24 protein-coding genes are annotated in these 19,827 nt (G+C 67.4%); 16 read left to right on the top strand and 8 right to left on the bottom strand.

Annotation, left to right across the window (positions count from 1 at the left end):
• Positions 1-23: 23 nt before the first annotated feature.
• Positions 24-422 (bottom strand): DUF5778 family protein, encoded by a 399-nt coding sequence (locus tag C5C07_RS12215; protein ID WP_004975483.1) that lies wholly within the window; start codon positions 420-422, stop codon positions 24-26.
• A 148-nt stretch (positions 423-570) separates the two neighbouring features.
• Here C5C07_RS12215 and uppS point away from each other — a divergent pair, with 148 nt between their 5' ends.
• Positions 571-1,500: a polyprenyl diphosphate synthase gene (gene uppS, locus C5C07_RS12210; protein ID WP_115805153.1), complete on the top strand. Its 930-nt coding sequence runs from the start codon at positions 571-573 to the stop codon at positions 1,498-1,500.
• A gap of 27 nt (positions 1,501-1,527) precedes the next feature.
• Here the strand turns inward: uppS and C5C07_RS12205 are convergent, their stop codons facing one another.
• Positions 1,528-2,901, bottom strand: coding sequence for a serpin family protein (locus C5C07_RS12205; protein WP_115805152.1), 1,374 nt, complete (start codon positions 2,899-2,901; stop codon positions 1,528-1,530).
• A 71-nt stretch (positions 2,902-2,972) separates the two neighbouring features.
• Complete coding sequence (locus C5C07_RS12200) at positions 2,973-3,341, bottom strand: Rz1 protein precursor-related protein (protein ID WP_115805151.1); 369 nt, start codon at positions 3,339-3,341, stop codon at positions 2,973-2,975.
• Positions 3,342-3,485: 144 nt separating this feature from the next.
• Between C5C07_RS12200 and C5C07_RS12195 the strand changes: the two genes are divergently transcribed.
• Positions 3,486-3,827, top strand: a complete 342-nt coding sequence (locus C5C07_RS12195) for a hypothetical protein (RefSeq protein ID WP_004975472.1) — start codon at positions 3,486-3,488, stop codon at positions 3,825-3,827.
• Positions 3,824-4,555, top strand: a complete 732-nt coding sequence (locus tag C5C07_RS12190) for a hypothetical protein (protein WP_233510345.1) — start codon at positions 3,824-3,826, stop codon at positions 4,553-4,555. The genes C5C07_RS12195 and C5C07_RS12190 overlap by 4 nt, the downstream gene beginning before the upstream one ends.
• A gap of 149 nt (positions 4,556-4,704) precedes the next feature.
• On the opposite strand, the gene C5C07_RS12185 is transcribed toward C5C07_RS12190, so the two are convergent.
• The gene (locus C5C07_RS12185) at positions 4,705-5,313 is read right to left on the bottom strand and encodes an undecaprenyl diphosphate synthase family protein (protein WP_004975468.1); all 609 of its coding nucleotides are present in this window, start codon (positions 5,311-5,313) and stop codon (positions 4,705-4,707) included.
• Between the two features lie 149 nt (positions 5,314-5,462).
• Here C5C07_RS12185 and C5C07_RS12180 point away from each other — a divergent pair, with 149 nt between their 5' ends.
• The gene (locus C5C07_RS12180; RefSeq protein WP_115805149.1) at positions 5,463-6,776 is read left to right on the top strand and encodes a DUF92 domain-containing protein; all 1,314 of its coding nucleotides are present in this window, start codon (positions 5,463-5,465) and stop codon (positions 6,774-6,776) included.
• Positions 6,777-6,792: 16 nt separating this feature from the next.
• Positions 6,793-7,197 carry a GNAT family N-acetyltransferase gene (locus C5C07_RS12175; RefSeq protein ID WP_115805148.1) on the top strand — a complete coding sequence of 135 codons (405 nt, stop codon included), beginning with the start codon at positions 6,793-6,795 and terminating at the stop codon, positions 7,195-7,197.
• 51 nt (positions 7,198-7,248) lie between these two features.
• On the opposite strand, the gene dnaG is transcribed toward C5C07_RS12175, so the two are convergent.
• Together dnaG and C5C07_RS12165 are read right to left on the bottom strand one after the other, a co-directional pair.
• Complete coding sequence (gene dnaG, locus C5C07_RS12170) at positions 7,249-8,652, bottom strand: DNA primase DnaG (RefSeq protein WP_115805147.1); 1,404 nt, start codon at positions 8,650-8,652, stop codon at positions 7,249-7,251.
• 213 nt (positions 8,653-8,865) lie between these two features.
• Complete coding sequence (locus C5C07_RS12165) at positions 8,866-9,615, bottom strand: sugar phosphate isomerase/epimerase (protein ID WP_115805146.1); 750 nt, start codon at positions 9,613-9,615, stop codon at positions 8,866-8,868.
• Between the two features lie 212 nt (positions 9,616-9,827).
• Here C5C07_RS12165 and C5C07_RS12160 point away from each other — a divergent pair, with 212 nt between their 5' ends.
• The 11 genes from C5C07_RS12160 (at position 9,828) to C5C07_RS12115 (ending at position 17,894) form a co-directional block, all read left to right on the top strand.
• Positions 9,828-10,043 (top strand): DUF3311 domain-containing protein, encoded by a 216-nt coding sequence (locus C5C07_RS12160; protein ID WP_004975459.1) that lies wholly within the window; start codon positions 9,828-9,830, stop codon positions 10,041-10,043.
• Positions 10,043-11,542, top strand: coding sequence for a sodium:solute symporter (locus tag C5C07_RS12155; protein WP_115805145.1), 1,500 nt, complete (start codon positions 10,043-10,045; stop codon positions 11,540-11,542). The genes C5C07_RS12160 and C5C07_RS12155 overlap by 1 nt, the downstream gene beginning before the upstream one ends.
• A 76-nt stretch (positions 11,543-11,618) precedes the next feature.
• On the top strand, positions 11,619-11,903 hold the full coding sequence (locus tag C5C07_RS12150) for an amphi-Trp domain-containing protein (RefSeq protein ID WP_004975456.1): 285 nt from the start codon (positions 11,619-11,621) through the stop codon (positions 11,901-11,903).
• A gap of 108 nt (positions 11,904-12,011) precedes the next feature.
• On the top strand, positions 12,012-12,512 hold the full coding sequence (locus C5C07_RS12145) for a GNAT family N-acetyltransferase (protein ID WP_115805144.1): 501 nt from the start codon (positions 12,012-12,014) through the stop codon (positions 12,510-12,512).
• Positions 12,513-12,628: 116 nt separating this feature from the next.
• Positions 12,629-13,426 carry a YqcI/YcgG family protein gene (locus C5C07_RS12140; RefSeq protein WP_115805143.1) on the top strand — a complete coding sequence of 266 codons (798 nt, stop codon included), beginning with the start codon at positions 12,629-12,631 and terminating at the stop codon, positions 13,424-13,426.
• Between the two features lie 28 nt (positions 13,427-13,454).
• Complete coding sequence (locus C5C07_RS12135; protein ID WP_115805142.1) at positions 13,455-14,021, top strand: cysteine hydrolase family protein; 567 nt, start codon at positions 13,455-13,457, stop codon at positions 14,019-14,021.
• A 75-nt stretch (positions 14,022-14,096) separates the two neighbouring features.
• Entirely contained in the window at positions 14,097-14,480 is a 384-nt protein-coding gene (locus C5C07_RS12130; protein WP_004975446.1) for a hypothetical protein, read from the top strand.
• 117 nt (positions 14,481-14,597) lie between these two features.
• Positions 14,598-15,722, top strand: coding sequence for a putative sulfate/molybdate transporter (locus C5C07_RS12125; RefSeq protein WP_115805141.1), 1,125 nt, complete (start codon positions 14,598-14,600; stop codon positions 15,720-15,722).
• Between the two features lie 194 nt (positions 15,723-15,916).
• Positions 15,917-16,381, top strand: coding sequence for a hypothetical protein (locus tag C5C07_RS21035; RefSeq protein ID WP_147302009.1), 465 nt, complete (start codon positions 15,917-15,919; stop codon positions 16,379-16,381).
• Positions 16,382-16,498: 117 nt separating this feature from the next.
• The gene (locus tag C5C07_RS12120; protein ID WP_004975440.1) at positions 16,499-17,425 is read left to right on the top strand and encodes a DUF6293 family protein; all 927 of its coding nucleotides are present in this window, start codon (positions 16,499-16,501) and stop codon (positions 17,423-17,425) included.
• Between the two features lie 220 nt (positions 17,426-17,645).
• Positions 17,646-17,894: a DUF4242 domain-containing protein gene (locus C5C07_RS12115; protein ID WP_147299488.1), complete on the top strand. Its 249-nt coding sequence runs from the start codon at positions 17,646-17,648 to the stop codon at positions 17,892-17,894.
• 53 nt (positions 17,895-17,947) lie between these two features.
• Here the strand turns inward: C5C07_RS12115 and C5C07_RS12110 are convergent, their stop codons facing one another.
• Positions 17,948-19,003, bottom strand: coding sequence for a hypothetical protein (locus tag C5C07_RS12110; RefSeq protein ID WP_115805140.1), 1,056 nt, complete (start codon positions 19,001-19,003; stop codon positions 17,948-17,950).
• A 69-nt stretch (positions 19,004-19,072) separates the two neighbouring features.
• A complete protein-coding gene (locus C5C07_RS12105) occupies positions 19,073-19,792 on the bottom strand; it encodes a DUF1405 domain-containing protein (protein WP_004975433.1) in 720 nt (239 codons plus the stop codon).
• Positions 19,793-19,827: the final 35 nt, after the last annotated feature.

Below are 19,827 nucleotides of genomic sequence, written 5' to 3'. Positions count from 1 at the left end.
TCGTCGTCGGGTCGCCGCCGCGCTCAGGGGACCGGCGTGACGCGGTCGACGTCGTCGAGCGCTTCGAGGCCCTCGACGATGGCGTCGTGGTCGGCGATGGCCTCGTAGTAGAACACGAGGTCGAACGTCCCGTCGCGGACGAGCTGTTGGCACTCCCAGACGAACTCGTCGTCCTCGACGGAGAGCCCCTGGAACTGGTTGGACGAGAAGTCGGTGTCGTCGTTGCCGGCGTAAATCCACGCGTCGCCCTTCCCCGCGTGCTCGGCGATTATCTCGTTGATTTCGACGGTCAGCTCCTGCATCTCCAGGTCCTCGCGGCTGGTGAGGTCGGTGTGGACGATGGCCCCGACGAGTTCGATATCGCCGGGTTCGAGCAGCGCGAGGGTCCGCTGGTAGAGGTCCTCGTCGATGGTCTCGCTCATATCCGAGTCTTCTCGGGGAGGTACAAACGGATGGCGATTCGTCGCCCGTCGTGACGACCCGTCATTCTGTGGCGACCTCCCGACCTCGGGACACCGTGCGACGGTGTAACCCACAAGACACATAGCCTCGGAATGCAACCGACGGTACATGTTCGGGTGGGTCCAACGCGGCTTTCGGCGCGCCTACGAGCGGGTGCTCGACCGGGAGATAGACGACGGGCCGACCCACGTCGCCATCATCCAGGACGGCAACCGCCGGTACGCCCGGAAGAACGGCGACGACGCCCCCGACGGCCACAGAGCGGGCGCGCAGACGACCGAGGACGTGCTGACGTGGTGCGAGGAACTCGGCATCGAGGAACTGACGCTCTACACGTTCTCGACCGAGAACTTCGACCGCCCGGAACACGAGCGCCAGCCGCTCTTCGACCTCATCGAGGACAAGCTCTACGAGTTCGCCGACGCCGACCGCGTCCACGAGCGCGAGGTCGCCGTGCGCGCCATCGGCGAGGTCGAGATGCTCCCCGGTCGCGTCCGCGACGCCGTCGAGTACGCGGAGACTCGGACCGCCGACTACGACGGGTTCACGCTCAACATCGCCCTCGCGTACGGCGGCCGAGCCGAACTCCTCGGGGCCGCCCGCGACGTCTGTCGTGCGGTCGCCCGCGGCGACCTCTCGCCCGACGAGGTGGACGTGCCGGCGGTCGACCGCCGCCTGTCCAGAAAGCCCGTCCGCGACGTGGACCTCATCATCCGTCCCGGCGGCGACGAGCGCACCTCGAACTTCCTGCCGTGGCACGCCAACGGCAACGAGGCCGCGGTCTACTTCTGTGCGCCCTACTGGCCGGAGTTCTCGAAAGTCGACTTCCTGCGCGGCATCCGCACCTACGAGTCCAGAGAGCAGTCGTGGCAGCGTACCCGGACCGAGCGCGCCGTCACGCTCGTCCGGGCCGTCGCGGAAGTGGAGTTAGAGGACGCCCGCACCGTCGCCGGTCGCCTCCGCGAGCAACTCCCCTCGTCGGGGGCCGACGAGGTGTCCGCCGAGTTGGCGAAGCGGACCGACGAGACGGCCGACTGAGCCGGGCGGCTCGGGCTGTTTTTACAGTTAGTCGTCGCCCTGTGCAGCCCCGGCGTCGACGACGCGACCGTAGAACAGAATCGCGTCCGTCGGCCGGTCGCGGATGCAGAACAGGAACGGCCGGTCGAACCGGAGTTCGCCCCAGCTCGGCGGCAGCGAACTTTCGACGACCACGCCCGTCGCCGCCGCGGCCTCCGTCCCCTCCTCGTCCACGGAGACGAACGATTTGTGGAACACCTCGTCGATGGCGAGGGTCGCCCCGTCACCCTCGGCCATTCTACCGAAGTCGGCATCCGAGCCGAACGCGGCGGGCATCCCGAGATTCGACAGCGCCTCGGAGAGTTGGACCTCGGTCTCGAACTCGAACCGCGGGAGCACGACGTCGCCGATTCGCTCTCGCATCTCCTCGAAGACGCCGAACAGTCGACTCGCGTTCAGATTCCGCTCGTACGACTCGAATTCGCCTTCGTCCGGGAGCAGTAGCACCATCGACACCTCCTGACCGAGGTACGGGAGTTCGACGGCCTGCGCGCTCGGGAGGTCGGCGTAGTTCGCCTTGAGTTCCTGCCGCATGAGCGGCACGGTCGATTCGCCCCCGTCCAGCGCGGTGAACCTCCCGTCTTCGGTGTCCTCGGGGTCGAACGTGCGCGCCCACTGCGCCATGAAGTAGATAGCGTTGGTGAGGACGAGCGCCGTGTCGGGCGTGACGGAGCCAGCCGGAAGCAGGTTCTCGATTCGGCCCTCCGTCCGGTCGGCGACCCACTCGTTGATTCGCTCCCGCTCGCCGTCCGGGTCGCCGGCGAAGTCGGCCCGTCGGAGTCCTGCCCCGTAGTTCGAGTCGAGTCGGTCGAGGTAGTCCGCCGAGAACGCGTACCCCTCGCGGCCCCACAGCGCGTTCGCCACGGCCAGTCGGAAGGCGTCGGCTTCGCCGCCGTCGACCGGGTTCCGAGTCGTCTCCCGCTCTTCGAGCGCCGCCCGTAGGTCCGCGAACGCCGGGTGAACGTCCTCCCCGAGCGTGTAGTGGAGCGTCGCTTCCATCTGTTCGCGGGTCGCCCCGCGAGCGCCCGCGTAGGTCATCGCCAACGCGACGGAGATGCTGTACGGCGAGAGGAACTGGTTGCCGCCCTGTTCGGACGCGACCTGTCTGTGCAGGTCGAGGGCGAACTCGGCGTTGCCGGCCGCGAGCGCGGCGAGCCGCTCGTCGTCCACGCTCGGTTCACCGGTCGGCGGTTCGTCGCTCGGCCCCTCCGTCGGCGTGTCTGTCGTCGCGGTCGCGGTCGCGGTGTCCGTCGTCTCGCTTGCGGTCTCGGTCTCCGCGGACGACTGACCGTCGCCCGTACAGCCGGCAATCGTCGCGGCGGCGAGCGCCCCCGACAACGCCAGCATCTCGCGGCGGTTCATGTCGGAACGTTCAGCGGTCTAACAATATGTCTTCTGTAAGCACAAACGGCGGCTTGAGAGACTGGGGTGCGTCACCTCGCCGGGCGAACCCGCCGCCGGTACGTCCGCCAGCAGAACCATCCCAGAAACGCGGCGCTCTGTCCGAGCACGACGGCGACGAACTCGGCTTCGTACCGAGGCCCTAACAGCAGCACTGCCCCGCCGTAGGCGACGGTCGGAACCCACGAGCGCCAGCCCTCGTAGCGCGATTCGAGGAACAGCCACGGCGGGACGACGGCGACGCCGATGAGCGCCCACGGCCAGTCCGGCGGGGCGGGCTGATTGAGCCAGAGAACGAGTAACAGCGAGAGCGCGAGGAGGACGTGCCCGTCTTCGAGCCACTCGCTGGCCGGCGGTGGCGGCGGGAGGAGGTCTGTTCTGTTGGGTGAGTTGGAGGGCATCTGTTCGGCAACTGAGAGTCGGGAACGTGCTCCTCGACTGCGCTTGTGGACCGTAGTAACGCCGCGAGAGCGGCAGTTCTCACGGGTATCAAAACATGTTGAGGTATCAAACTTTACTATCGGTAGTCTTCTTGGTGGCAAGCGATGGATTTGCTCCTCGTCGCCGCACCCTCACTCCCCGACGGGGTCGCGAAGACGCTCGATGTGTACCCGCCACTCGTCCTGCTCGGAACCTTCTTCAGCTATACGGGAATGTTTCTCATTCTGAGCGACGACGTGGACGACTTTCTCGGCCTGTGGATGTTCACTACGCTGGTCTATCCTGGCGTCCTCGTCTGGTACGTCGACCGAATCGACGTGACGAGCGACTTCGCGTTCGGCTACTCGTTGCGGGAGTCGACGGTGGCGTTCCCGCTTTTGTTCATGGGCCTCGCGTTCTACCTCTTCACGGTCGCGTTCGCCGACCGGTATCTGGGGAAGACATGATGCAGATATCGTTCCTCTTCGAGTACGTCCCCGAGTGGCTGTCGATAGCGCTGCTTGCTGTCGGTTCGACGTTCGTGACGTGGGGTCTCCCGTTCGTCGACGCCGACGACGAGTTGAGCGTCGAAACCGGACAGGACGTCCTCGGTGTGATACTGTTAGGTATCGGTGTCGGCGTCACGGTTTGGGGAACGCGTTCGATCTCTGTCTTCGCTCCGATTGCCGTCGTCGTCGTCCTGCTGACGGGCTTCCTTGAGGGGCTGGCGGCGATTAGTATATACAAGAAGCTCGTCGACCTGGTTCTGCGGCGTTCAGCCCCGTCTGGCGGGTCGTTCAGACGGAAGCTCTTCGGTGGACTCCTCGCGTTCTTCCTGGTCGTACTTTCCGGGTGGGCCCTCGTCGCGACGGTCGTATGGGGTCCCATCGAACTCGGCGTTGGCGAGTCGGTTCGCCTCTACTGGACGGTCGTCACGGTCATCGTGACCGTCATCGGCATGTCGACCAAGTTCTGGAGCACGAAAGAGCGGTCCCCGACGCCGATACTGTTCGGGGGCGTCTTCCTCATCACTGGCGCGGAAATCGTCAACCTCCGGTTCACGACCGAACTCACGCTGTACGTCGGCACGGTCGTCGCCTACACGCTCGGGTTCTGGTTCGGCGTCGCGCTGTTGATTCGAGGCGCACAGCGAATCTCTCGGGAACGAACTACCGGGCGCCGGTCGTGGGACTGACGGCGTTCGCTCTCCGAGAAAGCGGACCGGCGGGATTCGCCCTACCGGCCGAACTTCTGTCGCACTCTTCGAGCACGACAGCGTTTGGCCGATTCGTTGACGCTCATCGGCCAAACCACCGTGTCGGCAACGCCGCCACGGGATTCGCCCTACCGGCCGAATCTCCGCTGACGGTCCTGATAGTCCCGCAACGCCCGCAGGTAATCGCGCTTCCTGAAGTCCCGCCAGTTCACGTCGGTGAAGTAGAGTTCCGCGTACACGGACTGCCAAATCATGAAGTCCGACAGGCGTTCAGCCCCCGTCTTGACCACGAAGTCCGGCTCGTCGGGGAACACGAGGCGCTGTTCGATGTCCGCGGCGTCGATGTCGTCGGGGTCGAGCGCGCCCTCGTCGACCTCCTCGGCCAGCGACTGGACCACCGATGCGAACTCTCGTTTCCCGCCGAGGCCGATGCTGACCTGCACGGGGGCGTCGGCGCGCTCGGTGTCGCCGGGTTCGCGGACCTCCACTCGCTGGGGGACGTCGAGATCGCGGAGCTCGCGGGCGAGCGTCGGGACGACCGCCTCGTCGAGGACGCTCACGGAGATGGTGACGCGGTCGCTTCCGAACTCGAACGCCCAGCCGACGAACGCTTCGAGCGTCTCGTACGCGCCCTGTTCCAGCAGGTCGCGCTCGGTGATGACGAGCGCCACGTGCTCGGGGGCGTCGGCGTCGTCGAGGCGGAATCGGAGGGCGAGGTAGGAGTCGTACAGTCCCACGGGAGTCGTTCTCGCGGCGATTCTCCTAACCCTTCGGGTTCGGCGTCGGTCCGCTCGCCCCGGGAGGTTGGCATCGACCGCGGACTCGCGGTGGTGCGGTCGTCGGTGATGTCGGGAGGGTTAAGTGCGCGTCGGGGATACCGAATGGTGTGACTTCCACGGTACGGCGAGCGGGCGGATTCGCGGTCGTCGGGACGTTGGCCCTCGCGGCCCCGAGTCTCGGCGCGGCCGCGTTCGCGCCCTTCGCCGCAGTCGCGCTCCTGGCGGCCTTCGTCGTCGACGACGGCCCCCTCTTCGAGCTGTTCGCGCGGCCCGGCGACCGGCAGGACGGCCGGCTCAACGGGCTCGCCGGGTTCGCACTGGCCGCGACCGGCCTCGCCCTCTTGGCGACGGTCCCGCGCGTCACGATGCCGCTTTCGGTGTTCGCCGCCGCGGTGTTGACACTCGCCTACGGCAACCTCGGCGCGCGACTGGTGGATTCGAGAACGTCCGACGAGTCGCTTCGCGCGGCGGGCTTCGTCGCGGCCGCGGTCCTCGCCGGCACCGCGGGACAGGCGGCAATCGCGTCGCTGACGGGTGACGCGATGCTTCTCGCCCGGTTCACCCTCCTCGCGGCCGTCGGCGGCCTCGTCGGCGCGGTGCTCCGGACGGCCCTCTACGAGCGCGACGACCCGCTCGTCATGCTCTCTATCGGCCTCGTCCTCTGGGGCGTCGAGGTGCTCGCGGGGCCGGTGTCGCCGACGCAGACCGGCGTGGCGCTCGCCCTCACGGTCGCGCTCGGCTACGCGGCCTACGCCCTCGGGACGGCCTCCGTCGCCGGCATGATTACCGGCGTCCTCCTGCTCCTCTTCGCGGTCGTCTTCGGCGGTTTCGGCTGGGCGCTCGTGCTCGTCTCCTTCTTCGGCGTCGGTGCGCTCGCCACTAAGTTCCGGTACGACAGCAAGGCCGAACGCGGTGTCGCCGAGGACAACGACGGCGCTCGCGGCACCGGCAACGTCCTCGGCAACTCGGGCGTCTCGCTCGTCGCCGTCGTCGGCTACGCCGCGGCGCAAACGCTCGGCTACCCGTTCGTCACCGACCTGCTCGTCCTCGCGTTCGCCGGGTCGGCCGCCGCCGCGATGAGCGACACGCTCTCCAGCGAAATCGGCGGGCTGTTCGACCAGCCGCGGCTCATCACCTCGCTCAAGCCCGTTCCCGCCGGGACCGACGGCGCGGTCACGTGGCAAGGCGAAGTCGCCGGCGCGCTGGGCGCGGCCTTCGTGGCCGGCGTGAGCGTGCTGGTGCTTCCCCTGCCGGCGCAGACGGCCGCCATCGCCGTTCTCGCCGGCGGGCTCGTCGGAATGACGGTCGACAGTCTGCTCGGTGCGACGGTCGAGGGAGCCGGCCTCGGCAACCAGGCGGTCAACTTCCTCGCCACGTTCGCCGGCGCGCTGGGCGCGGTCCTCGTCTGGATTCCGCTGTGACGGGGGTGACGCGGCCGTGACGGGCGTTCGCCCCGCCCGCGACACCGACGTGCCGGCCGTCGAATCGCTCCAACGACTCGTCTCGCACCCCTCGCCCGACCTCTTGGACGCGTGGCCCGCCGTCGGGACGCTTCTCGTCGCCGTCGACGCCGACGACCGGCCGGTCGGCTACCTCCTCGCCGTCGGCGCGCATCTGACCGAACTCGCGGTTTCCCCCGACCACCGCCGGGAGGGCCGCGCCACCGCGCTCGTCGAAGCGTACCAAGACTCCCGTCCGGCGTCAGACGCACCGCTCACGTTGCTGGTCCATCCGGAGAACGTCGGCGCGCGTGCCTGTTACGAGGCGCTCGGATTCCGCCGGGACGCCCGCGTTCCGGACGCGTTCGACGGCGACGACGGGCTACGGCTCGTCCTCGATTGACCGTCGGCGTCTCGGCCGGCGTCTCGGCCGGTATCGGGCCGCGTTCCGTCCTCAGTCGAGGAGCTGGTCCGCGGTTCTGACGCGGACGCTGACGGGCTTTTTGACGTACTCGCCGGCCGAGCGCGCCACGACGTGTCCGACGCCGCGCTGGGCCGCGATGTCGACGAGTTTCTGGCTCGCCTCGCCGTCGACGACGACGAGCGCCGGGGCGGGGTCGGCGTACTCGACGGCGTCGTACACCTTCTCGACCGCGACCTCGTCGTCGATGCCGAGGTCGTCGTCCAGGAGCCGGGCCATGCCGCTCTCGTCGGCGATGACCTCGCGCACGTGGTCGGCGAGCGAGGGCCGCTGGTCGGTCGATTCGACCGCCTCGGCGACGGCTTCGACCTCGGACTCGGTGAGCACTCCGCCGTTTGCGTCGGCGTCGGCGTCGGTGCTCGCGGTTTCGGTGGGCTTTCCGACCGTGACGGTACCGCCGGTGCCGGCCTCGGCGGGTGCCTCGCTGACCGCGTCGGCGGGTCCGTTCGCGTGGCCGTCCGCGGGTGGAGTCGACGACGCGTCAGTCGTCGGCGACTCCGTGCGAGGGTCCGTCCGAACGTCTCCCGTCCCGTTGGCGGCGGCGACGGCGGCCCGGAAGTCACCGTCGCCGTCCTCCGGAAGCGACGAGAGCGGGACCTTGTTCCTGAGGGCCCGGACGACCGACGCGCGGTCGAGGTCCTCGACCGACCGGCCGTCGGGCGCGAATGCGACGTAGTCCACGTCGCCGACCTGCGAGAGTTCGCGCAGGATGAGTTCGCCGCCGCGGTCGCCGTCGAGGAACGCCGTGACGGTCCGCTCTTGGGTCAGTCCCGCGACCGCGTCGGGGACGTTCGTCCCCTCGACGGCGACGGCGTTTTTGATGCCGTAGCGGAGGAGCGTGAGCACGTCGGCGCGACCCTCGACGACGATGATGGCGTCCGAGTCGGCGACGCGGGGGCCGGCCGGGAGGCCCTTGTACTCGGTGATGTCCTCGACGCGGACGCTCTCTTTGACCGCTTCGAGGATTTCGGTCGAGCTCATCACGGTGTCGTCGAACGACTCCGAGAGGAGCTCCTTGGCGCGCTCGACGACCATCCGTCGCTTGGCCTCGCGCACGTCCTCGATGTTCGTGACCTCGATGACGGCCTGACAGGGACCGACGCGGGTCAGCGTCTCCAGCGAGGCCGCGAGGATGGCCGTCTCGACCTTGTCGAGGCTGCTGGCGATGGTCATCTGGCCGAACGAGTGGCCGTTTTCCGAGTCTATCTGTACGTCTATCCGACCGACCTTGGAGGACTGTTGGAGGTCGCGGAGGTCGAGTTCGTCGCCGAGGAGGCCCTCGGTCTGGCCGAAGACGGCCCCGACGACGTCGCTCCGTTCGACGACCCCGTCGGCGGAGATGGAAGCGTGAATGAGATATTTTGCAGTGTCGTCCATTGGTGAAGTCACCCCGTTGGGGGTGGTGATGTGATGATTGTGATGATGTCATGGGCCGGACCCACGAACGTCATTATATAAGTTGCGCCCGAGGGAAATATCTATCGTGGCCGACGATTCGAACGCTCGCGGGCCGTTCGACTCGGACACCGTGTCCCGCGAAACGCCGGCGAATCGTCGCTCTCCCGCCGTTTCGACCGACCACGTAATTTGTCACGCTTCCTCGTCGGTTCGGTGCGCGCCGACGAACTCGCCCGCGTCCCGGCAGAACGCCGCCGGGTCCTCGGGGAAGTCGTGTTCGGCGACGGCCCACTCGACGAACCCCTCGCGCGCGGCCGCGAGACAGCGGTCGATGTCGAGTTCTCCCTCGCCGAGCGAGACGGGTCGGCCGCCGCGCTCCGCGTCGGCGTCGCGGACGACGTCCTTCAGGTGGACGACCGGGGTCCGGTCGGCGTAGCGGTCGAGGTACGCGACGGGGTCGTAGCCGGCGGCGAGAACCCACGCGAGGTCGAGTTCGAAACCGACGCCGGACTCCTCGGCCAATCGGTCGAGCGCGGGTTCGCCCTCGACCGCGGCGAGTTCGTGGTCGTGGTTGTGGTAGAGCAGTCTGACGCCCCGCTCGTCGCACTTCGCGGTCAGGTCGTCCAGCCGGTGTGCGGTCTCGTCCACCGCGTCGGCGTCGGCGAACGCCTCCGGCGGGAGATACGGAACCACGAGCGTCTCGACGCCGAGCGCGCCGTACCGCTCGCAGACCGCGTCGAGGTCGGCTTCGAGGTCCTCGATGGGGACGTGGGCCGCGGGGACGCCCAGTCCGGTCTCGTCGAGGGCCGCGCGGACCGCCGCCGCGTCGTCGACGCCCGCGAACTCCACGCCGTCGAAGCCGGCGTCCGCGGCGCGTCGGACGAGCGCCGACGTCGGTTCGTCGAGCTCGCGAAGCGAGTACAGCTGAATACCGAAGTCCATGTGTCTCCGGTCGCACGCGCCGCTGGAAACTGTTCCGGCGGCCGATTCGCCCGCGGACGACCCCGCCCTCCGCGTCGCCTCTGTCGCGTTCGCGTCCGTGGGTGGTTCCCGTCGTTCGACCGCCTCTGTTGAAGAAAATAGTTCTTCAATGAGGGGCAACGTAGGTCGATAGAGTAAGATTTACGCCTCGTTGTCGATTATCGTTCCTACGAATGACGCGAGTGCGCATCGACTACCGCTGGGTTGCCGTCTTCGCAATCCTCGTGACGTTCGCCGTTCCGTGGTTCCTCTGGGGCGACAGCAGGGTCTTCGCCGGCCTGCCGCTGTGGCTCTGGTGGCACATCGGCTGGATGGGGCTGACCGCAGTCGTCTTCCACCTGTTCGCCCGGACGGCGTGGGACCGCGGCATCGTCGGGGAGGGTCGCTGATGGTCTCGGCGCTCGGTATCCAACTCGGCGTCGTGGGCGCGTACCTCGTGGTCGCGCTCGCGGTCGGCTTACTCGCCTACCGCCTGACCAGCCGCGACGCCGAGGACTACTACCTCGCCGGTCGCTCCATCGGGACCGTCGTCCTCCTGTTTACGACGTTCGCGACGCTCCTGTCGGCGTTTACGTTCTTCGGCGGCCCCGACCTCGCCTACCGCGCCGGCCCCGAGTGGATTCTCGTGATGGGCGTCATGGACGGCGTGCTGTTCGCCATCCTCTGGTACGTCGTCGGCTACAAGCAGTGGCTCGTCGGCCGCGCCCACGGCTACGTCACCCTCGGCGAGATGCTCGGCGACCGCTTCGGCTCGACCCGCCTGCGCGCCGTCGTCGCCGGTATCAGCCTGTTTTGGCTGTTCCCGTACGTGATGCTCCAGCAGATGGGCGCGGGCGAGGCCATCGTCGGCCTGACGAACGGGATGGTCCCGTACTGGGCCGGCGCGGCCGGTATCACGGTGTTCATGATCGCCTACGTCGTCATCGCGGGGCTCCGCGGCGTCGCGTGGACCGACACCCTCCAGGGGCTGTTCATGCTCGGCGTCGTCTGGCTCGCGGTCGGCTGGGTCGCCACCGCGGCCGGCGGCCCCACGGCGCTCTCGAACGCCCTCGCGACGAACAACCCCGAGTTCCTCTCGCTCGGCGGCGGCGTCTACTCGCCGCAGTTCATCATCTCGTCGGCCGTCACCATCGCCTTCGGCGTGGCGATGTTCCCGCAGATAAACCAGCGCTTCTTCGTCGCCAAGTCGAGCGCCGTCCTCAAGCGCTCGTTCGCCCTGTGGCCCGTCCTCGTCGTTCTGCTGTTCGTGCCCGCGTTCATCCTCGGCACGTGGGCCGCCGGCCTCGGCATCTCCGTGCCCGAGGGCGCGAACGTCCTCCCCGTGCTCCTCAACGAGTACACGCCGGTGTGGTTCGCCGCGCTCGTCATCGCCGGCGCGATGGCCGCGATGATGTCGTCGTCCGACTCGATGCTCCTCTCCGGGTCGTCGTACTTCACCCGCGACCTCTACCGCCCCTTCGTCAACCCCGACGCGAGCGAGGCCCGCGAGGCGTGGCTCGCCCGCATCGGCGTCGCCCTGTTCGCCACGCTCACCTTCGTCGCCAGCCTGTTCCGGCCCGGCACGCTCGTCTCGGTCGGCGACACCGCCTTCGGCGGGTTCGCCCAGATGGCCCTGCCGGTCATCGTCGCGCTCTACTGGGCGAGGACGACCCGAACGGGCATGTTCGCCGGCGTCCTCGGCTCGCAGGCGTTCTACCTCGCCCACGTGTTCGTCCCCGCGATAGAGGTCGGGTCGATGACGCTGTTCGGCGCGACCTACCTCACGTGGGACTACGCCCTCTGGGGGATGGCGCTGTCCGCGGTCCTGACCGTCGGCGTCTCCGCGATGACCGCCGCCGCGCCCGAGGAGAACCAGTCCCGCTTCACCGACGGCCCCCGGGCCGACTGACCCGTCGGCGCTGTCTCTCCCGTCGGTTTCGTCACCGCAACGAAGCTTAACCCCCTGCGGGTGTAACCTACGGTCCATGCCCGAAGAAGTGCTCTTCAAATCCGAGAACCGACAGGCGCGAGCGGAAATCGCGTCGTATCTCCGAACCGTCGCCGACAAGCTCGACGCGGGCGAGCCGATTACGCTGAAGTCCGGCGACCAGACCGTCACGATGGAGCCGCCCGCGTCGCCGACGTTCGAGGTGAAAGCCGAGCGCGAGGGCCCCGCGGGCGGCCCCTACGAACTGAGCATCGAGTTCGAACTGGAGTGGGACGAGGGCGCGGACGACGGAGCCGACGCCGGCGGCCTCGAAATCGAGTGAGACGGACGCGCCGGTCGTGCCCCGATTCGAGCGTGGCCGGCGCGACGAATCGCCCCGAACGCCCAACACAGTTACTCTTTTGACATTCCCACGAGTCGTCGGTGACTCATGCAGATTCGACCGCTCCGGGCCGACGAGGTGGACGCGCTGGTTGACGACCTGTGGCTCCCGTTCGCCGAGGAGATGGGTGACATCGACGACCACGACGCGCTGGCCGAGGACGCGGACGTGCGGGCCGAGGCGCTCGACTACCGGACCGAGCAGGTGGAAGCCGAGAACACCCGAATGTTCGTCGCCGTCGCGGCCGCGGGCGCGGAATCGGACTCCGCCGAGCGGTCGCTCCGGGGCTACGTCACGGTCGCCGACGCCGACTCCCCGCCGGTGTTCGCCCGCGGGTCGGTCGCCAAGGTGAAAGAGCTCTACGTCGCACCCGAAGCGCGGGGCGAGGGCGTCGGCACGGAACTCCTCGAACGGGCCCACGAGTGGGGCCGCGACCGCGGGTGCGAGCGGGCCGCGCTGAGCGTCCACGCCGACAACGACGCCGCCCGGTCGTGTTACGAGTCGATGGGGTACGAGACGCGGTACCTGAAACTCGACCGCCCGCTCTGAGGCCGGGGACGACGGCGGCTTCGCGGATGGCGACGAGGGCCGTCACCCGTCGTTTCGAGGGTCGTGTTCGCCCCCCGAACCCGAACCCTCAAAGCCGCTGAATCCAATTGACGCGCATGAACGAGTCGGGCCACCAAGTGCTCATGGAGCAGGACGTGCTCCGCCGCCGCCTCGACGACGGCGACCTCCCCGACTGGGCGAGACAGCACTACGAGACGTTCCGCGAGACGATGCTCGGCGACCGCGACGGCGCGCCGTTCCCGTGTTACTTCGGCATCGAGTCCGAGCGCAACGGCGACGCCCTCTACACCTTCGTGGATTCGATGACCGACAAAGACGCGCTGTTGGCGCTCCGCGACACCCTCCTCGAATACCTCGACGTGTACCCGGACTACTCCGAGGCGTGCTCGCTCGTCGCGTTCTTCAAGCCGCCGGCGGAAGACCTCACCGAGGCCGACTACCACGAACACCTCTGGCACGTCCTCCAGTTCCTCCACGTCAACGACCCCGAGCCGTGGCCGGCGGACATCCCGACCGACCCCGACGACCCGACGTGGGAGTTCTCCTTCGGCGGCGAACCGATGTTCCCGACGACCCGCGCGCCGTTCTACGACGAGCGTGTCAGCCGCTACTGCCCGTGGGGCCTCGAAATCACGTTCCAGCCGCGCGCGCTGTTCGACGGCATCACCGCCGACACCGAGCCCGGCCAGAAGGCCCGCGAGGTCATCCAGAACCGCATCGAGGAGTACGACGGGGTCTGCCCCCACGCCGACCTCGGCGACTGGGGCGTCGAGGGCGACCGCGAGTGGCCGCAGTACATGTTCTCGTCGGACGAGTCGCAAGCGCCCGACGAGTGCCCGATTCGCATCACGCGCGAGCACCCGAAGGTGCCGATGGCCCCGGCGGACGACTGATGACGGCCGCCAATTCGAGGGCCGGCCGATGACCGCCGCCGACCTCCCGGCCGACGCCGTCCTCGTCTGCGTCGACATGCAGGTCGGCTTCGACGACCCGGCGTGGGGCGACCGAAACAACCCCGAGATGGAAGCGCGCGTCGCCGACCTGCTCGCGGCGTGGCGCGCGGCCGACCGCCCGGTCGTCCACGTCCGCCACGACTCCACCGAACCCGACTCGCCGCTCCGGCGCGACGGCGAGGGCTTCGCGTGGAAACCCGAGGCCGAACCCGTCGACGGCGAACCGGTGTTCACGAAGCGCGTCAACAGCGGCTTCATCGGCACCGACCTCGAAGCGTGGCTCCGCGAGCGCGACTACTCGACGCTCGTCGTCTGCGGCCTCACGACCGACCACTGCGTCTCGACGACGGCGCGGATGGCCGAGAACCTCGGCTTCGACGTGTATCTCCCCGCGGACGCGGCCGCGACGTTCGACCGCGAGGGTTACGACGGCGAGCGCTTCTCGGCCGACGAGATGCACCGCACCGCGCTGGCGCACCTGAACCGGGAGTTCGCAACCGTCGTCGACTCGGCCGACCTGTCGGCGACGCAGTGAGCGGTCGTCGCGTTCGCCGCCGGCCGTCCACGAAGCTGTAGTCAGATTTTCATATCCCCGCCGAGACGGGCGCACATGGACCGCCGATTCCTCGCCGTCGTCGGGGTGTTCGACCTGCTCATCGCCGTCGGCCTCGTGCTTCTCGGCGCGCCCGCTCACCCGCTTTCGTTCGCCCGGTTCGCGCTGTTCACCGCCGCCGGCGTGCTGTTGGTCGTCGCCGGCATCCGCGAATCGGTCGCTCTCGGGTCGACGACGCTCCGGTGGCACGTCGTCGCGGGCGCGGGCTACGTCTGCTTCGGGTTGGCCGTGCTCGCCAACGGCCTCTCGTCCGTCCTCGACGCCCGCGGCGACCCCTACTTCGGCGGGCTGTCCGCGCTCCTGCTCGCCCCCCTGATGCTGTTCATGGGCATCGATTACCTCCGCGGCGGCGTCCACTTCGACCTCTCGACGTTCGAGTGACGGCGGCTTCGGCGCCCCCGGGCGACTGCGTAATTGATTTCGGTTTCTCTCGTCGCCGACTGTCACGTCTCTCGATTACGCAAATACATTTCCCCGTCGGGGCGGAACCACCATCCGATGGGTGTCTCGTTCCCGTACGGCGACGAACTCGCGGTGGACTTCTCGTGGCACGAGTTCACCGGCGCGGTGGGAGATTCGGTTACGGTCCTCCCCATCGTCGTCGCCGTCGCCCGCCTGACGGACCTCTCGCTGGCCGTCGTGCTCGTCTGGTTCGGCGTGTTTCAGGTCGTCTGGGGGCTGTACTACGCGGTCCCGCTGTCGGTCGAACCGATGAAGGCGCTGGCGGCGCTCGTCCTCGCCGAGACGGTCACGACCGGCGAGGCGCTCCTCGCCGGGTTCGGCCTCGGCGTCGTCCTCCTCGCTATCGGCCGAACGCGCTCGCTCGACCGCGTGAGCCGCTACATCGGCGCGCCGGTCGTCCGCGGCGTCCAGTTCGGCGTCGCGCTCGTCCTCCTCTCGACCGGCCTCGAACTCGGCGCGGGCGACCTCCCGCTCGCCGGCCTCGCGGTCGCCGTCGCCGCCGTCGCCCTGCTCACCAAGCGCTCGAACCTGAGCGCCCTCGCCGTCCTCGCGGTCGGCGGCGCGGTCGCCGTCGCCGACGTTGGACACCTGTCGCTCGCGGTCCCGTCGGTCGGCGACGCCCGACTGCTCTCGCTCGACAACCTCTCGTTCTCCGTCGCGGAGGCCGCAGTCGCCCAGTTGGCGATGACCGTCGGCAACGCCGCGCTCGCCACGTCGGTCCTGCTCGCGGACTACTTCGACCGCGACGTCTCCGCCGACGAACTCGCCACCAGCATGGGCGCGATGAACCTCCTCGCGGTCCCCCTCGGCGGCTTTCCGATGTGCCACGGCAGCGGCGGCGTCGCCGGCAAGTACGCCTTCGGCGCGCGGACCGCCGGCGCGAACGTGATTCTCGGCGTCGGCTACGTCCTCGTCGCCCTGTTCGCCGTGGACGTGGTCGCCGCCTACCCGGTCGCCATGCTCGGCGTCATCCTGGCGATTATCGGCCTGCAACTGGCGCGGACGAGCCTGACCAGCCTGACCCGCGCGGACGGCTACCCCCTCGTGGTCGCTATCGGCCTCGTCGGCGTCGCGGTGAATCTCGGCGTCGCGTTCGTCGGCGGCGTGGTGGCGTGGCTGGCGTGGGAGCGCTGGGGCCACGCGGTGTGGGACGGGGAGTGACAGTCGGGCCAGTTGGTTGGGTTCTTGAGAACTTCGCCTGTGTCAGTCGTAGATTCGTCTTGTAGCTAACGACATCGATAGTCTTCGTGATGTTGTATAACCCTCCAGTTAGACCCAGAAGTGAAATAGACCTCATATGACATTATGGCGACTCTCCCGAAACTCTATCTTTCTGAGATGGAATATATGTCACTATGGCTACTGATGGCGGAGAAAACGAAACTGTTCCTGACTGGGTGGGTGATGAGGCTGCCTATTGGCGAACTAAGTATGAGTCTAAGGAAGAACAGTATCAGGAACTTAAGAATCAGTATCAGCACATGCAACGAGAGTTCACAACTACAAGAATGACTTCCGGACCGGGTGCCGGGTCAGTTGTCAATCAAAACCCTGACCCCGGAAAACTATTCACTTCACTTGCCCAGTACATACAGGTCTTCTTAGCGGTGATTGGTGGTGTCGTGTTCGTTTCGGGATTCATTGTGCCACTTAGTATTTCAGTACAAGTGATTGGTGGGGCTGTCGGCATAGGATCACTTGCTACGTTCTCATATCACGAATGGAAAGAACAACCCGATGATGACGAATCTGCTGGGGAAACGGAGCTTAGAACTGATTTACCACCTGCTGTTGCGGAGCATTTGAAAAACCAGGAATAGGTCAACCATCTCTCCGTTACGAAGCCTGTGATGGTGATCGGAATGCACATGCATAACATGCAATTGAACAATACACTACTTGAAGAGATTAATAAACGTCCCCACGGAGTATAGCGTATGCAGACGCACATCGTTCCCGTCGGCTTCGACTACGACCGACTCATCGCGCCGCTCATCCGCGATCAGTTGGACGTGGACCGCGTCATCCTCCTCGAAGGGGCCGTCGGGAGCGAGGCGAACGTCGAGTACTCGCGGAACCTCTCGGGCAAGCTCGGCAAGGACTTCGAGAACCTCCTCGGCGCGGAGACCGAACGCGTCATCGTCGACGACGTGTACGACTACGACGCGGCGTTCGAGCAGGCGTACGACCTCATCAACGCCGAACTCGACGCCGACGACGAACTCCGCGGCGACGACGACGAACCCGGCGAGGTGTGGGTCAACGTGAGCGCGATGCCCCGGCCGGTCTCCTTCGCGTTCGCGACCGCCGCCCACTCCATCATGGTCGAGCGACAGGCCGACCGCGAGCGCATCCACACCTACTACACGGCCCCCGAGAAGTACCTCGAAACCGAACTCGCCGAGGAGTTGCGGACCGAGCGCGCGCTCCTTTCGGACCTCCTCGAATCGGGCGAAATCGACGCCGACCGCATCCGCGAGCGCCTCGACGCCACCTCCGACCTGCTGTCGGAGTTCGACGAGCGCGGGACGACCATCGGCGCGAAGCAGATTGACGGCCGCCACATCGTCGAACTCCCGGTGGCCTCCTTCTCCAACGTCAAACCGTTCGAGGAGGTCATCCTGTTCAAACTCGGCGAGCACGGCGAGTTCGGCTCGGTCTCCGAACTCGCGGAGGCGCTCGCCCGCGAGATGAACGAGGAGTACACCGACTCCTTCCGGTCGAAGGTCATCTACAACGTCGACCGCCTCGGCCCCGGCGGCAAGGGCTACATCGAACAGGAAGAACGCGGGAAGTCCTACCGGACGCGCCTCTCCCGAATCGGCCAGCTGTGGGTCCGCGCCCACGCCGACAGCGACGAGTGAGCCGTCGGTGAAGCGGGCTACGGGAGAGAACCGATTTACCCCGGACCGCACGGATGCGGCGTTCGTCACAATGTCGAGAATCTGACGACTATCTGAGTATATCTCGTGTGGTTCGAGCCGGGGAATGCTCGACTAAGCTGGCGTCTGACACTTGTATCAGGATGTTCTGGTAAATAATAAAGAACGATTATCCGCGCTGGCGTGCTATAAACTAGCAACCATGCCGCTATACATGGACGTACACCGGAACGTAGAGGGAAGTGCGAAAGACGTCGCGGAGGCCCACCGCGCCGACCTCGAGACGCAGGGCAAGTACGGAGTGAACTACAAGCACTACTGGGTCGACGAGAAGGACGGCGCGGTCTTCTGTCTCTTCGAGGCACCGAACAAGGAGGCCGGGGCGAAAGTCCACGAAGAGGCCCACGGCCTCGTCGCCGACGAGATATTCGAAGTACAGCAAGGCGAGTAACGCGGCCAGCGCACCCCTCGACGCGTCTCTTTGGAGCGGCCGGGTTTCGGTTCTTAGAACTCCAGCCCCGACGGGTCGTCGCCCGGTTCGAGCGGGCTCGTCGGCAGTCCCGCCGGCGGCTCGGGAAGGTTGTACTCGCCGGGAGCCACGTCGTTCGGACCGTCGGGGTAGAACACCGACGCGAGCAGTTGGATGTGGTCCCGGCCCACGTCGAGTTCGAACTGGCCGCCGCCGTACAGCGACATCCCGCGTTCGTCGGCGTACTCGATGGTGTCGAACAGCGACTCGACCGTGCCGAACCGCGAGGGCTTGATATTCAGCCACGACGGCTCGAACGGCAGGCTCTCGACGGAGTCGACGCCGGTAATCGGGGCGTCCCACGAGACGCGGTCCTCGTGGCCGTCGAACAGCGGGCGCGTCTCGTCGGTGAACGCCGGGTCCTCGACGACGGCGTCGGGGAAGCCCGACAGGATGCGCTCGTAGAGTTCCGGGTCGGGTGCTTGGTCCACGTCGGTCCCCTCGTACTGACCCTTGAGGTCGAGGATGCGGACGCGGTCGTGGGCGGCGAGCGACGACACAAGCTCATCGTGCCAGTCAGTTGTCGGGTCGAGTTTGAACTCGCAGTCGGGGTCGCGGTCGAGGAGCATCTCGACGCGGTCGGCCGACGGCGGGTCGCCGAGGCGGGTGCTCACGACGAACCGAAGCGGGGCGCGCTCGCGGTCGACGGCGGACGCGAGGTCCGTGCCGGCCTGTCGGAGCGCGAGGTCGAGCCCGGCGGATTCGAGCGCCCAGCGCCGGTAGTGTTCGGCCGTCTCGCGCTCGGGCACCTTCGTCGGAAACAGGTCGACCCCGTCGAGCGCCGCGGAGAAGTCGGCGAACGAGTCGTAGCTGCCGGCGAGGTCGAAGGCGTCCTCGGGGGCGTCCGCGAGGGCGTCGTGGTCCTCCGTGTCGTAGGTCACGTCCTCGCCGCGGCCGACCGCGCCGTCGCCGGCGAGCGAGAACACCGTCGTCTTGCGGAGGAAGCCGCTCGACGTGTCGCTCTCGAAGCGGTCGCGGGAGACGGACTCGACGGTCAGCGGCAGGTCGGCCACGCGGTCGAAGAGGCGCATGGCCCGTCGGTTAGGGTCGGCGGGACAAAAGGCTACGTCCGAGTCGGCCGACGCGTCGTCGGTTCTCGGTCAGTCGATGCCGCCCCGTTCGAGCTTCGCGACCCGCGTCGCGAGCGCGAGGAACGTCGCCGCGACCGTCAGGAGGACCGCGCCCGCCGCGGCGTACTCGTGGGCGGGCGAAACGTGCTGAACGACGCCGTCGACGATTGGCTCGGCCGGGATGAGCGTGTGGTGGGGCGTGCCCACGATGGGAACGAAGTAGTCCACGAGGTCGTTGAGGCCGTACCAGCCGACCGCGACGAGGACGGCGAGCGACGGGAACTCGGCGTACCGCTGGATGAGGAAGGCCTCGACGACCATGGCGAGGTGGCTCCAAAAGAGGAAGTTGTACATCGCCCAGTGGAGGTACGAGAAGTCGCTTTTGAACACGAGGAGGACGTACGGCGTCCACAGCCCGAGTTTGAGACAGCCGAAGAAGGCGAGGGCGTTGACGTACTCGTTGGACCGTCCGAGTTTCCAGAGCGCGAGCGACAGCGCGATGAACAGCGTGGCGACGGGGCTGTCGGGGACGAGCGGCCACATCACGACCGGTTCGATGCTGAACTGGTAGCCGTAGTACCAGAAGCCGAAGGCGGTCCCGACGAGGTTGATGACGACCACGAGCCACGCGATGTTGAGACCGAAGTTCTCCAGCCACTCCGGCAGGGGTGCGAGCCACCGCGGGAGGTCGGTCCCCGCCGGGAGGTCGTCGTCGTCGAGCAGTCGGCGCAGTCGGGTCGCCGCGTCCATACCCACGCCGAAGCGGGGGGATGCAAAAGTGATGC

It is taken from the genome of Haloferax sp. Atlit-4N, assembly GCF_003383025.1.
In the GTDB taxonomy this organism is placed as follows: domain Archaea; phylum Halobacteriota; class Halobacteria; order Halobacteriales; family Haloferacaceae; genus Haloferax; species Haloferax gibbonsii.
This window is presented reverse-complemented; position numbering and strand designations above follow the sequence as displayed.